The 14924-nt window shown below is 61.9% G+C and carries 13 protein-coding genes and 1 tRNA gene; 4 read left to right on the top strand and 10 right to left on the bottom strand.

What is annotated here, in order from left to right:
* Positions 1 to 42 precede the first annotated feature (42 nt).
* Both ahcY and BMX92_RS02940 read right to left on the bottom strand, forming a co-directional pair.
* Entirely contained in the window at positions 43 to 1461 is a 1419-nt protein-coding gene (ahcY, locus tag BMX92_RS02945; RefSeq protein WP_093011629.1) for an adenosylhomocysteinase, read from the bottom strand.
* Between the two features lie 133 nt (positions 1462 to 1594).
* Positions 1595 to 2155, bottom strand: coding sequence for a YqgE/AlgH family protein (locus BMX92_RS02940; RefSeq protein WP_093011626.1), 561 nt, complete (start codon positions 2153 to 2155; stop codon positions 1595 to 1597).
* A 144-nt stretch (positions 2156 to 2299) separates the two neighbouring features.
* On the opposite strand from BMX92_RS02940, the gene BMX92_RS02935 reads away from it, so the two are divergent.
* Together BMX92_RS02935 and BMX92_RS02930 are read left to right on the top strand one after the other, a co-directional pair.
* A complete protein-coding gene (locus tag BMX92_RS02935; RefSeq protein ID WP_093011623.1) occupies positions 2300 to 2782 on the top strand; it encodes a peroxiredoxin in 483 nt (160 codons plus the stop codon).
* A 91-nt stretch (positions 2783 to 2873) separates the two neighbouring features.
* Positions 2874 to 4328, top strand: coding sequence for an AMP nucleosidase (locus BMX92_RS02930; protein ID WP_093011620.1), 1455 nt, complete (start codon positions 2874 to 2876; stop codon positions 4326 to 4328).
* A 96-nt stretch (positions 4329 to 4424) separates the two neighbouring features.
* On the opposite strand, the gene BMX92_RS02925 is transcribed toward BMX92_RS02930, so the two are convergent.
* Genes BMX92_RS02925 through BMX92_RS02905 form a run of 5 tightly spaced genes read right to left on the bottom strand, consistent with a single transcriptional unit; the run spans position 4425 to position 9981 of the window.
* Entirely contained in the window at positions 4425 to 5573 is a 1149-nt protein-coding gene (locus tag BMX92_RS02925; protein ID WP_093011617.1) for a GGDEF domain-containing protein, read from the bottom strand.
* A 31-nt stretch (positions 5574 to 5604) separates the two neighbouring features.
* Positions 5605 to 7437 (bottom strand): M2 family metallopeptidase, encoded by a 1833-nt coding sequence (locus tag BMX92_RS02920; RefSeq protein ID WP_093011614.1) that lies wholly within the window; start codon positions 7435 to 7437, stop codon positions 5605 to 5607.
* Between the two features lie 52 nt (positions 7438 to 7489).
* Positions 7490 to 8251 (bottom strand): alpha/beta fold hydrolase, encoded by a 762-nt coding sequence (locus tag BMX92_RS02915; RefSeq protein ID WP_093011611.1) that lies wholly within the window; start codon positions 8249 to 8251, stop codon positions 7490 to 7492.
* A 57-nt stretch (positions 8252 to 8308) separates the two neighbouring features.
* On the bottom strand, positions 8309 to 8947 hold the full coding sequence (locus tag BMX92_RS02910) for a DUF2238 domain-containing protein (RefSeq protein ID WP_093011608.1): 639 nt from the start codon (positions 8945 to 8947) through the stop codon (positions 8309 to 8311).
* A gap of 8 nt (positions 8948 to 8955) precedes the next feature.
* Entirely contained in the window at positions 8956 to 9981 is a 1026-nt protein-coding gene (locus BMX92_RS02905) for an aspartate-semialdehyde dehydrogenase (RefSeq protein ID WP_093011605.1), read from the bottom strand.
* 169 nt (positions 9982 to 10150) lie between these two features.
* Between BMX92_RS02905 and BMX92_RS02900 the strand changes: the two genes are divergently transcribed.
* On the top strand, positions 10151 to 10861 hold the full coding sequence (locus BMX92_RS02900) for a class I SAM-dependent methyltransferase (protein WP_093011602.1): 711 nt from the start codon (positions 10151 to 10153) through the stop codon (positions 10859 to 10861).
* A gap of 3 nt (positions 10862 to 10864) precedes the next feature.
* Here BMX92_RS02900 and BMX92_RS02895 read toward each other — a convergent pair whose 3' ends face one another.
* From BMX92_RS02895 to BMX92_RS02885, 3 genes are all read right to left on the bottom strand, one after another.
* Positions 10865 to 12187 (bottom strand): DUF418 domain-containing protein, encoded by a 1323-nt coding sequence (locus BMX92_RS02895; protein ID WP_093011599.1) that lies wholly within the window; start codon positions 12185 to 12187, stop codon positions 10865 to 10867.
* 52 nt (positions 12188 to 12239) lie between these two features.
* Complete coding sequence (locus tag BMX92_RS02890; protein ID WP_093011596.1) at positions 12240 to 14459, bottom strand: S9 family peptidase; 2220 nt, start codon at positions 14457 to 14459, stop codon at positions 12240 to 12242.
* A 117-nt stretch (positions 14460 to 14576) separates the two neighbouring features.
* Positions 14577 to 14651, bottom strand: a tRNA-Val gene (locus BMX92_RS02885).
* A gap of 136 nt (positions 14652 to 14787) precedes the next feature.
* On the opposite strand from BMX92_RS02885, the gene BMX92_RS02880 reads away from it, so the two are divergent.
* Positions 14788 to 14916: an entericidin A/B family lipoprotein gene (locus BMX92_RS02880; protein WP_093011594.1), complete on the top strand. Its 129-nt coding sequence runs from the start codon at positions 14788 to 14790 to the stop codon at positions 14914 to 14916.
* The last annotated feature ends 8 nt before the right edge of the window (positions 14917 to 14924 follow it).

Here is a 14924-nt window from a genome sequence, read left to right as displayed (position 1 = left end):
GTTGCCGCCTCCCTTTCCGATCTGCCTTGCGGCGTCGCTATCTTAGTAGCGGTAATGGTCGGGCTTGAACGGGCCTTCCACCGGCACGCCGATATAGTCGGCCTGACGCTGGCTGAGCTGGGTCAGCTTCACGCCCAGCTTTTCCAGGTGCAGCGCGGCGACCTTCTCGTCCAGATGCTTGGGCAGGACATAGACGTCGTTCTTGTACGTCTCGCTCTTGGTCCACAGTTCGATCTGGGCCAGCGTCTGGTTGGTGAAGCTGGCCGACATGACGAAGCTGGGGTGGCCGGTGGCGTTGCCCAGGTTGACCAGACGGCCCTTCGACAGAACGATGATCTTCTTGCCGTCGGGGAATTCGACTTCGTCGACCTGCGGCTTGATTTCCGTCCACTTCATGTTGGACAGGCCGGCGATTTCGATTTCGCTGTCGAAATGGCCGATGTTCGACACGATCGCCATATTCTTCATGGCGCGCATATGATCGACGGTCAGGACGCCTTCGTTGCCGGTGGCGGTGACGAAGATGTCGGCGCGGGGCGCGGCTTCTTCCATCGTCACGACTTCATAGCCTTCCATCGCGGCCTGAAGCGCGCAGATCGGATCGACTTCGGTCACGAGAACGCGGGCGCCGCCATTGCGCAGCGACGCGGCAGACCCCTTGCCGACGTCACCGAAACCGGCGACGCAGGCGACCTTGCCGGCCAGCATGACGTCGGTGCCGCGACGGATCGCGTCGACCAGCGATTCCTTGCAACCATAGAGATTGTCGAACTTCGACTTGGTGACGCTGTCGTTCACGTTGATCGCCGGGAAAGGCAGCTTGCCCTTCTTCGACAGTTCATACAGGCGATGCACGCCGGTGGTGGTTTCTTCCGACACGCCTTTGATCGACTGGACCGTCTTGGTCAGGAAGCCCGGACGTTCGGCCAGAACGCGCTTCAGCACCGAACAGAAGATTTCTTCTTCTTCGTTCGACGGGGTGAACAGCTCTTCGCCTGCTTCGACGCGCGCGCCCCACAGCGCGAACATGGTGGCGTCGCCGCCATCGTCCAGAATCAGGTTGCAAACGCCGCTGTCGTCATTGTGCCAGTCGAAGATGCGTTCGACATAGTCCCAATATTCCTGAAGGCTTTCACCCTTGATCGCGAAGACGGGCACGCCGGACGCGGCGATCGCGGCGGCGGCATGGTCCTGCGTCGAATAGATGTTGCAGGTCGCCCAGCGAACCTGCGCGCCCAGCGCGGTCAGCGTTTCGATCAGCACGGCGGTCTGGATGGTCATGTGCAGCGAACCGGTGATGCGCGCGCCCTTGAGCGGCTGCGACGCACCGAATTCGGCGCGCAGGGCCATCAGGCCGGGCATTTCGGTTTCGGCGATCTCGATTTCCTTGCGGCCAAAGGCGGCAAGGGCGATATCGGCGATCACATAATCCTGCGCCTGGGTGGCGGGTGCAGTGGCCACGAGCGTATCTCCGTCAGCTAAGAATGGGGCCCTGCCCGGCACAGGCCGGACGGGGCGATATGCTGGGCCTTACCAATCGCAGGCAAGGCTGACAACCCAATATAAAGATTTCTTTATGTAGTCGGTCGCAGGATCAGGCCGATCCGGCGCCGCTCACCAGATGGCTCGAATCGATCCCGGACGCCGCGAAAATGGCCGACCATTTGCCGCGCGTAGGGGTGTCGAACAGCAGGCTGCTGCTGGCCGGAGCGAGGAACCAGCTTTCGCCTGTCATCTCCGTCTCCAGTTGCCCGGCGCCCCATCCGGCATAGCCCAGCGCGACCAGATAGCGACTGGGACCGCGCCCCTCCGCAATCGCCTTCAATATGTCGAGCGATCCCGACAGGCCCCATTGCTTGTCGACCTGCACCATGTCCTGCCCCGCCCAGTCGAGCGAATGCAGCACGAAACCGCGCCGCGGCTCTACCGGGCCGCCGCGCAGCACGGGTACATCGCCGACCTTGCTGCCATCGATATCGAAACTTTCCAGCAGGTCGCGCAGCCGCACGCCCTCCATCTCTTCATGCACGGCGATACCCAGCGCGCCCTGCGCGTCATGCACGCACATGGCGATGACCGAATGATCGAAGCGCGTGTCCTGCATCCCCGGCAGGGCGAGCAGGAAATGGCCACCATAGAAGCGCGTCTGGTTCATGGATCGAATATAGCCTCTCTCAGGCCCTTGCCAAGAACGGGTGACCTTAAGGGCAGGGCAGAATGACATATTCCCGCTGGCGTCTTGACAGCCCGGCCGCCAGCGCCGACCTCCGCCGCCGGTTCACAGGCCAGGAGAATAAGCATGACCATCACCAAGGGCGAACGCCTTCCCAGCACGACCTTCACCAAGATGACCGAAAACGGCCCCGAAGCCGTGGCATCGGACGAATTTTTCGCCGGCAAGACGGTCGCCATCTTCTCCGTCCCCGGCGCTTTCACGCCGACCTGCTCGGCCAAGCATCTGCCCGGCTTCATCGACAAGGCCGAAGCATTGAAGGCCAAGGGCGTCGATGAGATCGCTTGCACCGCCGTCAACGACGCTTTCGTCATGGGAGCCTGGGGCAAGTCCGCCGGCGCCGAGGGCAAGGTGACGCTGCTGGCCGATGGCAATGCCGATTTCGCCAAGGCCGTTGGCCTGACGATGGACGGCAGCAAGTTCGGCCTGGGCACGCGCGGCCAGCGTTTCTCGATGATCGTCAAGGACGGCGTGGTCGAGGAGCTGAATGTCGAGGCGCCGGGCGATTTCAAGGTGTCGTCGGCGGACTTCATGCTGGAACAGCTCTGATCTGACAGAATTTGCGCGCCGGATGGATAATCCGGCGCGCAATATTGCAGCCGGTCTTCCTTCCTTCATGCAAAGACGGTAACAGGAGGCGATGACACAAAGCATCGGCACCGCGACGGTCGCGCAACTCGACCAAATCTACCAGACATCCATCGAAACCCTGCGCGAGGCGATGCGCGCTTACGCCCGCGACGGCAGCATCCCGCCGCCCGAGGCACGAACTGACCGGCGTTTCTGCTATCCCGAACTGCGTATCACCTATCGGGATGATAATCAGGCGCCGCCTCCCGGCCGCTCCTTCGCCCGGCTTTCCAAGCCCGGCCGCTATGTCACCACCATCACGCGCCCGGCGATGTTTGCTGATTATCTGGCCGAACAGGTCGATCTGCTGGTCCGCGACTATGGCGTCGAGGTGGAGGTGGGCCTCAGCGATCAGCAGATACCCTTCCCCTATGTGCTCGACGGTCTGGACATTAACGCGCTGGATGGCACCCCGCCGACCGAACTGGCGCGCTACTTCCCGGCGACGGAACTGGCCGAGATTGGCGACGAGATTGCCGACGGGCTGTTCACGCCGGATATCGATGGCGATCGCCCGCTGGCCCTGTTTGACGGGTTGCGCACCGATTTCTCGCTGGCGCGGCTGAAACATTATACCGGCACGCCGGCCGAGCATGTGCAGCGCTATATCCTGTTCACCAACTATCATCGCTATGTCGACGAATTTGTGGACTGGGCCTGCAAGGAATTGCAGCGGCCCGACAGCCGCTTTACCGCTCTGTCCGGCGCCGGTGGCGTCTATGTGACGCCAGAGACGGCCGATCCCGCGCAGATGATCGCCGACAGCGCGTGGCGCAAGCATCAGATGCCGGCCTATCACCTGATCGCGCCCGACCGCAGTGGCATCACCCTGGTCAATATCGGCGTCGGCCCGTCCAATGCGAAGACGATCTGCGACCATCTCGCCGTCGTCCGCCCGGAAGCCTGGCTGATGATCGGCCATTGCGGCGGCCTGCGCCCCAGCCAGCGGATTGGCGACTATGTGCTGGCGCACGCCTATCTGCGCGACGACCATGTGCTGGACGAGATGCTGCCGCCCGAAATCCCGGTGCCGGCGATCGCCGAAGTACAGGTGGCGATGGCCAGTGCGGCCGAAGCGGTGCTGGGCGGTGGCGATCCGGAGGATTTCAAGCGGCGGCTGCGCACCGGGACGGTTGTCACGACCGACGACCGCAACTGGGAATTGCGTTATTCCAGTTCGGCGCTGCGTTTCAGCCTGTCGCGGGCAGTGGGCATCGACATGGAATCGGCGACGATCGCGGCGCAGGGCTATCGCTTCCGTGTGCCCTATGGGACGCTGCTCTGCGTGTCGGACAAGCCCATTCACGGTGAATTGAAGCTGCCGGGGCAGGCCAATCGTTTCTATGAGGAAGCCATTGCCGGGCATCTTCGCGTCGGCCTGATGACGTGCGAGCTGCTGCGACAGGAAGGGGCGAAGCTGCACAGCCGCAAGCTGCGCGCCTTCAACGAGCCGCCTTTCCGTTAAAGCATTTTCGAAGCAGACGCTATCGTCTGCTGACTCGGAAAACGCGACCAATCAAGGGCTTAGAGCCGTCGATCCGATGCAATCGGATTGGCGGCTCTAAGCGGCTTCGCTCCAGATGGTGATGCGGTCCTTACCGTCCTTCTTGGCGGAATAGAGGGCCGCATCCGCGCGGGCGAACATATCCTCCAGATACATGTCGGTGTCGGTCAGTTCGGTCACGCCGAAACTGGCGCGAAGGCCGGTAACGGGCACGTCGGCCAGTGCCAGATGGGCAACCTCCGCGCGCACCCGCTCCATGACTTCAGCGGCGCAGACGTCGGCCGTATCCAGCAATAGCAGGCCAAATTCGTCGCCGCCCAGACGCCCGACGACATCGCCGCGACGCACCGCACTGACCAGCAGGGCCGCAAAGCCCCGCAGCGCCTGATCCCCGGCAATATGGCCATGGCCGTCGTTCAGCGCCTTGAATCCGTCCAGATCGCAGACGACCAGCGCCAGCCGCCGCTTGTGCCTGCGCGCCTGCGCGATCGCCTGCGCCGCCGCTTCGTCCAGCCCGCGCCGGTTGAGCACCTGCGTCAGGGGATCATGGCGGATCTGCTTGCGCAATTGCTGGGCCAGATCGCCCGCCACCACCAGCACGGCGGTAACGGCGGTCGCGACATAGATGGTCGGCATGAAGATGCTGAAGATCAGGCGATAGAGGTCCTTGCCGATCTCCGGCCCACGGATCAGCAACGCCGATCCCGCCAGGGCAAGCTGAACCAGCGCGAAGGCAAGCAGGGCGACGAAGAAGACCAGTTCCGGCGGGGTGAAGCGCCGATCCCTTGGCCAGAGAGAAATCGCGCTGACTGCCAGCAAGACGCCGACATAGGTCGGAATGATCAGGCCCTGCATGATCTGGCTGCCGACCGGACCGATGGCCAGCCCCATGCCCAGCGTTGCCAGCGCAGCCGGTATGGCGAAGGCCGGCAGGCGCAATGGCTTGCCCGAGCGTTGCCGCACGCCGATGGCGAGCAGCGATCCGCTGATGATCAACCCGACACCGGTCACGATGAACCAGCCGGGGCTCTTCAGGAAATAGCCGCCGGCATTGGCTATCCATTGCAGCATTCCCACTGCATAGGAAGCGGTCCAGGTCAGGACGTGCCTCTGCCGGCCGAAGTGAAGCCAGGCCACGGTCATCGCCACCGTCATTACGGTGGCGGTACCAAAAAGCAGGGATAAAAGAATGGCTGCCGCGTTCATGCGGCAGCCGTTTACCAAGATTTACTCCGGCTTACCAGCCGCAGGACTTGCCTTTATTCTGCGCAATCAACCACTTCTGGAGCGGCGCGAAATAATTGACCAATGCCTTGCCCGACATTTCACGGCTGCCGGTGAAGGCTTGCAGCGCGTCGGGCCAAGGCTTTGACGCGCCCATTTCCAACATGGCGTTAAGTTTGGCGCCTACTTCCTTGTTTCCATAGAAAGAGCAGCGGTGGAGCGGGCCGGTCCAGCCGGACTGCTTGCATGCTGCTTCATAGAATTGGAACTGCAGAACGCGGGCCAGGAAGTAACGCGCATAGGGCGTGTTGCCGGGAATATGGAACTTGCCGCCCGCGTCGAACTTCGTCTCGTCACGGGACACCGGTGGGACGATGCCCTGATATTGGGTGCGAAGGTCGGTCCACGCCTTTTCATACTGGCTTTCGGGAATCGATCCGTCGAAGACGCCCCAGCGCCATTTGTCGATCAACAGGCCGAAGGGCAGGAAGGCGACCTTGTCCATCGCTTGCCGCAGCAACAGGCCCAGATCCTTGTCGGCGCCCGGCACCTTCGCCGGATCGAGCAGGCCGATCTTCACCAGATAGTCGGGCGTGATCGACAGGGCGATGAAGTCGCCGATGGCCTCATGGAAGCCGTCATTGGCGCCATCCAGATAGAGCGGCTTCTGGATCTGGTAGGCGCGCTGATAATAATTGTGACCGAGTTCGTGGTGAATGGTGACGAAATCGTCGCCATTGACCTTGGTGCACATCTTGATGCGGATATCATTCTTGTTGTCGAGATCCCAGGCGGATGCGTGACACACGACTTCGCGGTCGCGTGGCTTCACGATCTGTGAGCGATCCCAGAAGCTCTGCGGCAGCTTTTCAAAGCCGAGCGAACTGTAGAAGCCTTCGCCCGCCTTCACCATGCGGGTCTGGTCATAATCCTTGGCCTTGAGCAGATCGGTGACGTCATAGCCCAGATCGCCGGCGCCATCGGGTGCGACGATATCATAGATATTACCCCATTCCTGCGCCCACATATTGCCCAGCAGGTCGGCGCGGATCGGCCCGGTCTTGGGCTGGACCGCATCGCCATATTTCTCGTTCAGCTTCGTGCGGGTATAGCAATGAAGCTGGTCGTAGAGCGGCTTCACTTCGCCCCAGATCTTGTCCGTCAGCTTGGCGAAATCGGCGGCGGGCATGTCATATTTGGAGCGCCACATCGCGCCTGTATCGGCAAAGCCCAGTTCTTTCGACCCGGCATTGGCGATGCTCACCAGCTTGGCATAATCGGACCGCATCGGCGCGCCGACATTGTCATGCCAACTGACCCACATTTCCTTCAATTCTTCGGGGTTGCGGTTTTCCCCCATCTGCTCTTCGATGTCGCTGCCGTTGATCGGCTGCCCCTTCAGCGTGCCCTTCCCCTTGCCATAGGCGGACTGGAGGCGGGTCGCGAGGTCGTTCAGTTCCTCGGCCGCGCCCGGCGTCGTCGGGGCCGGCAGGGTCAGCGCCGTGCGCAGCAGCGTCAGCCGGCGCTTCGTTTCTTCGGACAGGCCCGGCGCGGTCGCATATTTCGCTGCGTCCAGCGCATAGTCGACCCGCATCTTGGTATCGATCGCGCCGAAATAGGATGCCATCGCATCGGTATCATCAGTGATATAGGTGGCGTTGATCCACGCGGCCCGGCCACTGACGATCGACTGGTCGAACAATGTCTGTTCAGCCTTGGCCAGAAAGGCCTCCGCATCAGCAGCGGTGGGCGTGGGCGATTGCGTAGCAGCAGGCGCCCGCTGCGCCTGCACCGGCGAAGCAACGAGGGCGGCCGCAAGCGCGGCCATGGAAATTGCGATTTTCACGGGGTTCCCCTTATCGGTTATAAGGGGAAGGTGGCTTGCCGCAGCGATACAGTCAAGCGGTCAGAAAATCGACCATCGCCTGCCCCAATTCCTTGCGAGTGACGGCGTTCATATGATTGCCCGGAACCTCCACATAACGGCCGTTCGGCAATATTTCGACCAGTTCCTGCGCAATGCCATTATCCTGATCGTCCACGCCGCAAATCACTTCGGTCGGCTGCTGGAAGCCGGCGATGACCTGTTCGGGCGTGTCGACGAAGGTGTTCAGGATGTTGAGCATCGCGACCGGATCACCCTTGGTGGTCTTGAGAAAAGCCTCGGTCATCCATTCGGACGTGCCGCGTTCGAACGTGCCGAGATTGGTGAGGACATTCTTGTAATAGCCGCCCTTGTCCAGCGTCTTGACCAGGCCTCGCAGCCCCATGCCGGCCAGGATCACGCGCCGCGGCGTCGCGCCGCGCGCCAGCATGCGGACCGTCGTGCGCGCGCCCAGCGAATATCCGCCCAGATCATAGTCGGTCAGGCCCATCTGCTCGACCAGCGCCAGATTGTCGTCGGTCAGCGCGTCGGGCGGATAGGCGGCGGCGTCATGCGGCTTGGCGCTTTCGCCATGGCCGCGCAGGTCCGGCAGAATCAGGCGGAAACCGGCAGCCACCAGCTTTTCGGCATGGCCATAGCGAATCCAGTTGGTCCAGGCGTTGGAGAAATAGCCATGGATCAGCACCAGATCGCGGCCTTCCCCCACAACATGCACCGCGATCGGCAGGCCGTCGCGCCCCTTGATGTCATGGCGTTCGATAGGGAGGTCGGTCATCGGGGGCAATTCCTTGTAGCGGCGGGCTAACGGGCGGCGTGCCTTGCCGATATGGCGTCAGCCTTTGCGGCGCAAGAGTGCGATGACCGCAATGGTCGCGCCGATCTGTGCGACCGCCATATCTTTCTGCGCGTCCCAGACATCACCTTGCTGGCCATTATAATAGTCGGCGGTATCGCCAGCGGCGATGATGGTCAGCAGCCATTCGAAAATTTCATACAGCGCGCTGCCAAGGCCGATCGCAGTAAAGGCGAAGGTCAGGCTCCAGCGCCAGCGCGATGTGCCATAGCGATGCGCGACTTCGGCGATCGGCAGCGTCAGCAAGGCGCCGAAGGCGAAATGCACGAGCCGGTCATATCCATTGCGTTTCATGCCGAAGAGACCGGAAAGATCATGCCCGCTGATCGCCCGCGCCCAATCATCATAGGGGACGTAGGAATAGATCCAGCGTGCACCCAGAGTGTGGAGCAGCAGGAACAGCCAGATACAGGCGATTGCAGATGTAGGAAGAGGCCAGTGTCGCAACAGCCACGGCGCAATCAGGATCAGCGCAACCGTGGGTCCATGCTGGAGCGGCGCGAGATCAGGATAGGGTTGCGCGATATTGGCGAGGCCGATCGCGGCCAGCAGCAGAAGGATCATCCGGCGCTGCGCGAGCGGAAGGGCTTTCCACATCGCGGCAGCGCCGGAGATCATAGAGGGCCTTAGCCCTTCTTGAGGTGGCGGCGGCCGAGCAGTTCGGCGATCTGCACCGCGTTCAGCGCTGCGCCCTTGCGCAGATTGTCGCTGACGCACCACAGGTTGATGCCATTCTCGATCGTCGAGTCTTCCCGCACGCGACTGATGAAGGTCGCGAAATCGCCGACGCATTCGATCGGGGTGATGTAGCCGCCATCTTCGCGCTTATCGACCAGCATGATGCCCGGCGCTTCGCGCAATATGTCCTGCGCTTCCTTGGCCGAAATCTCGTTTTCGAATTCGATGTTGATCGATTCCGAATGGCCGACGAACACGGGCACGCGCACGCAGGTCGCCGTGACCTTCACCTTGGGATCGAGGATCTTCTTGGTTTCCGCGACCATCTTCCATTCTTCCTTGGTCGAACCATCGTCCAGGAAAACGTCGATATGCGGGATCACGTTGAAGGCGATCTGCTTGGTGAACTTCTTGGGTTCGGCCGGATCGCCGACGAAGATGTTGCGGCTCTGCTCGAACAGTTCGTCCATGCCCGCCTTGCCTGCGCCGGACACCGACTGGTAGGTCGACACGACCACGCGCTTGATCTTCGCGGCGTCATGCAAAGGCTTCAACGCCACGACCATCTGCGCGGTCGAGCAGTTCGGGTTCGCGATGATATTCTTCTTGGTATAGCCGTCGATCGCGTCCGGGTTCACTTCGGGCACGATCAGCGGCACGTCCGGGTCCATGCGATAGAGCGACGAGTTGTCGATCACGACGCAGCCAGCCGCCGCCGCCTTGGGCGCATATTCCGCCGTCGGGCCGGAGCCTGCGGCGAACAGGGCAATGTCCCAGCCGGTGAAATCGAAATGTTCAATATTTTTGCATTTGAGAATCTTGCCAGTGTCACCGAACTCAACGTCGGTGCCCTGCGACCGGGGCGATGCAACCGCCGCGATCTCGTCAATAGGGAACTCGCGTTCGGCGAGAATGGTCAGCATCTCGCGGCCCACATTACCGGTGGCACCCACGACGACGACCTTGTAACCCATGACTAAAGTCTCCACTCAATATGCATTATTGCAGCGGGGGCGGCATAGCGATACTGCGGCGTTTGTCCAGAAAGAAGGGCTTGGTCAGGAAAAAGCGCACGCATTGCCATTATGGTCCTGCGCCAGTACGAAAACCGCCCTCTCCCCATGATACGGAAATAATCTTCTGATGCAGTCCGACTTGCTGCCGCCCCAGCCCGACCAATGGTTTCACAGTTTCGCCTTTCCCGATGGCGAACGGGTCAATGGCATCAAGCCGCTGGAATCGCTTCAGGAGGAAGCGGACCTGATCTTCCCCACGCCACTTGCCGGCAAGAGCGTACTCGACATTGGGGCTTGGGATGGTTTCTTTTCCTTCCAGGCGGAACAGCGCGGCGCGGGCAGCGTGCTGTCGACCGACCATTTCTGCTGGTCGGGCGAAGGCTGGGGCAACAAGCAGGGGTTCGATCATGCCCATGCCCGTTTCGGATCGAAAGTCCGGTCGCTGGATCTGGACGTGGCCGATCACCGGGTGGAGGAATTGGGCCAGTTCGACATGGTGCTGCTGCTGGGCGTGCTTTATCATGTCACCGACCCCTATCGCACGCTGGAGGCCGCCGCCGCGATGAGCCGCGACCATCTGGTGATCGAGACGGTGACGGCGCTGCGCCATGAGCCGGTGCCGGCGATGCGACTGTTCACCGAACTGGAACTGGACCGCGATTCCACCAATTACTGGGCGCCCAATATATTGGCGTTGCGCGAAATGTGCCGGCGCTTCGGCTTCACTCGCTTCCAAGTTGTCCCCGAAGCACTCGATAATCAGGGGTGGCGCAAATGGGCGATGCATTTCCGCAAGAAGGACCGCTATCGCCGGGCGATCTTCCACGCCTGGCGATAAACGTCATTCCGGCATCCGGCGGAAGGGCTGGCGCCGCCAGTAAGCCAGCGAGCGCCACGCCCATTCCATCGGCCCGCTGATGAAATAGCGGGTCCAGATATTCGCCATCAGCAACAGCAGCAAGGCGATGCCGGTGGCCCAGCCCCAAAGCGTCGCCCAGCCGAACACGCCCTTCAATCCCATGGCAGCGGGCGAGAAGAGGATGTTGATGCCGATGATCTGCTCCAGGAAATAAAGCGAGAAGGCGACCTGCCCGGCCGCCACGAACGGCTTCAATATCGCATGGCTCACGCGGAACCGCACCAGCAGATTGACCAGCGCCACATGGCCCAGCGACACCGCGATCCGGGCATATTCGCCGGTTATCCAGATTGTCTTGGGAATGGGCTGGAACGCCAGCATCTCCATCACGCCGAGCGCGCGGGCGCCAAGGCCCAAACCATAGGTGACCAGCGCCATAAGCAGGTAGAAGCGCGTCGATCGCTGTCCCTGAATGATGCCCATCTTCCATAAGGCGATACCGATCAGCATCGCGCAAAAGGCTTCGGCCACGCCCATATAGATGGCGCCCTTGGCCGCGAAGCTCAGCCAGGCGCCCCAGAGATAGGTCGCATAGCCGACATAGCTGCCGCTGCGCGCCTTGCTTTCTTCTTCCGCCTTTTTCTGGGTTTCCTTGTCGATCTTGAAGCGGTCCAGCTTCTTCTTCCACGCCTCCAGCGCGGCCTTGTCCGCCTTGTCCAGCGGTTTGCCCTGTGCCTGATGCTGCTGCGCCGTCTGGACGCTGGCGACCAGTGATACGCGCTCGACATATTGGACGGTGGCAAAGATGCCGATGCCAGTGGCGAAGAACAGCCCCAACGGGATCAGCGACCGTGGCCGCAAATGGCGGAACGGAAAGAGGAACAGCGCGGCCAGCGCATAAACATGCAATATGTCGCCGGGCCAGAGCAGCAGGAAGACATCGACCAGCCCAAACAACAGCAGCCACAGCGCCCGACGGATATAGAGATCGGCAACCGCGACCGGCCCGTCCGGCTTCATCGCCTTGGCCGCCAGCACCATCAGCGCGGCGCCGAACAGGAATTCGAGCAGGCCGCGCTGCGTGCCTTCCCAGAATATCTGGATGATGCTCCAGGCGGTGCGGTCGGCTGGCGTCCAGCCGATCTGGCGGAAATCGCGCAGCATCAATTCGCTCGGCCCCGCCATGAAGGGCAGGTTCATCGTGAAGATGCCCAGGATCGCGATGCCGCGCAATATGTCGAGAACCTCGATGCGCGCCTTGCCGCGCACCGGATTGAGCAGGACTTCCCCCGTCGTCGTCGCCATGCATGCCTCCCCCCGGAAGATGGAGGGAGGCTATGCCTGTTGCGTCATGACGTCAATCGGCGGGACCACCGGCATGCTCGGCCAGAAAATGCTCGATCGTCTTCCACAGATGGACGCTGATGCCGGGGCCTCCGACGCGATGGGTCTGGCCCGGATAGGCCATCATCTCGAACGGCACTGCCGCCCCCTGCATCTTCGCCATCAGCGCGGTGGCATTGTCGAACACGACATTGTCGTCGGACATGCCGTGGATCAGCAGCAGCGGATCGGCGATCTTCGTCGCCTCATCGATCGCACCCGACGCGGGATAGGCGCTGACCTTGTCCTGCGGCTGGCCCAGATAGCGTTCGGTATAATGGGTGTCATAAAGCTGCCACTTGGTCACCGGCGCGCCCGCGACGGCCGCGGCAAAAACGCCCGGCGCCTTTTCCAGCAGCTTGAGCGACATATAGCCGCCATAGGACCAGCCATAGGTGGCGATGCGCTTGGGATCGACAAAGGGCTGGGCCTTCAGCCATTCCACGCCCTTCAACTGGTCATCGACCTCCACCGTGCCCATGGCATGGTAGATAGGATCCTCGAACGCCTTGCCGCGATCGGGCGTGCCGCGATTGTCGATCGCAAAGACGATCCAGCCGCGATCGACCAGATATTGGTTGAGGACACCCGACCATGTGTTCGTCACCTGCCGTCCGCCGCCAGGGCCACCATAATGGATCATGAACACCGGGTAGCGCTTCCCCGGCTCCATCTTCGGCGTCATGATCTTGGTATAGAGCGTCGTGCCGTCCGCCGCCTTCACCGTGCCGAAGCTGGTCTTCACATGATCCGCGACATAGGGGGCATAGGGGTGACTGCCCGTCAGTGCATTTTGCGACAGCCATTGCAACTGCTTGCCGCCATCGTCGGCCAGGTAGACCTGCTTGGGTTGATCCGTGTTCTGGCGCGTCACCACGACGCGGCTGGCCGCGCCGTCCATCACGGCGTCATTCCACCAGCCCTGTTGCGTCAGCGCGCTGGCCTTGCCGGGCTTGCCCAGCGGCGCGACATAGAGTTGCTGCTCCAGCGGGGTTTCGCGATTGCCAGTGAAATAGACCAGCCCTTTGGCCTCATCCACGCCCACGACATCGCGCACTTCCCAGTCGCCGCTGGTCAGCGCGGTCCATTGCGTGCCCTTCACGCGATAGAGATGGCCATGCCCGCTCTTTTCGGACCACCAGAGGAAGCTGCCATCCTTGAGCGCATGGAAATTGTTCGACAGGTTGATCCAGCTTTTCGCCGTTTCGGTCAGGGCTATGGTCGACTTGCCCGTGGCCGGATCGACCGCCAGCAGATCGAGCCTTTTCTGGTCGCGGCTCTCGCGCTGGACATAGAGCGTCCGGCCATCCTTCGACCAGTCGACGCGGGCGAGGTAGATATCCTTGTCCGGGCCGAGATCGACCTGCACCTGACCAGACCCGTCTGGCTTCATGACATAAAGGTCGACGATGGCGTTGGGCGTACCGGCGGCGGGATAGCGCTGCTGATAGACTTTCGTCCCCTCCCCGCCGATCGCGGTGCGGGTGACGATGCCGACAGGGCTTTCATCGACGCGGGCGACGGCGATGCGGCTGTCGTCAGGCGACCACCAATAGCCGGTGCGCCGGTCCATTTCTTCCTGCGCGACGAATTCGGCCGTGCCCCAGCTTATCGTGTCGCTGGCGCCCTGCGTCAGTTGCCGTTCAGCGCCGCCCATGGCCTGCACGAACAGATTGCCGCCGCGCACGAAGGAGACGAAACCGCCCTTCGGACTGACGACGCCATTGAGTTCGCCGTCTGGCGTGTCGGTCAGGCGCGTGACCTTGCCATCCAGCGCGGCCAGATAGAGGTCGCCATCCACCGGCACCAATATGCTCTTGCCATCGGGCGACCAGTCATAGCTGGTGATGCCGGTGCTGCCCGCGACGCTGCGATCACGCTCCCGCTGCATCTTCTCCGCTTCGCTGAGGTCCGCGCCGCTGCCGGTCTTCTTCGAATCGACCAGCATCCGTTCCGCCCCGGTCTTGCTGTCGATCGCCCACAGGTCCAGCCGCTCTTTCTCGTCCGCGCGCGGCTTGAGCAACGTCACCAGCGAACCGTCCGGCGACAATTTCAGCGCGCGCGGCTGCGGTCCGGCCAGATCGGGGCTGGCGAAGACGCGCTCCAGCGTGAGTTTCTCCTGCGCATGGGCGGCAATAGTGGAGGTCAGCAACAGCGCGCCAAGGGCTGCACCAGCTTTCAGATAGGGGGGCATGGTCGTCCTTTCCGGTCGGCGCGCGAACGCACCGCTTCATGGCGCGCAGGCTTAGCGCGTTGCGGAAGAAAAGATCAATGCCGGGAAATAATCTATCCAGCCATCCTCTCTGGAGGATGGTGGGCGCGACAGGGATTGAACCTGTGACCCCACCCGTGTGAAGGGTGTGCTCTACCGCTGAGCTACGCGCCCCCTATAAGGAGGAGGCGGCCTTTGACATCGGCGGCGCAGCCTGTCAACATGCTCTTATCGATTTGATGCAAAATGCTTTCCCGTTTATCCGACCGGCGCCTATAAACAGGCATCAAATCTGGAAAGTGGAACTTCTATGCGTCAAATCCTTGCCCTGTTGATCGGTAGCCTGATGCTGACGGCGCTCGCCGCCTGCAATACGGTGCAGGGCGTCGGCCGCGATATCGAATCGGTGGGGCGTGCCGGCAAAGACGCCATGCACTAAAACAGCCG

Origin of the sequence: Sphingobium sp. YR768 (assembly GCF_900111125.1) — a bacterium.
In the GTDB taxonomy this organism is placed as follows: domain Bacteria; phylum Pseudomonadota; class Alphaproteobacteria; order Sphingomonadales; family Sphingomonadaceae; genus Sphingobium.
The sequence above is the reverse complement of the archived record's forward strand: the minus strand, read 5'-3'. Positions and strand labels throughout refer to the sequence as shown.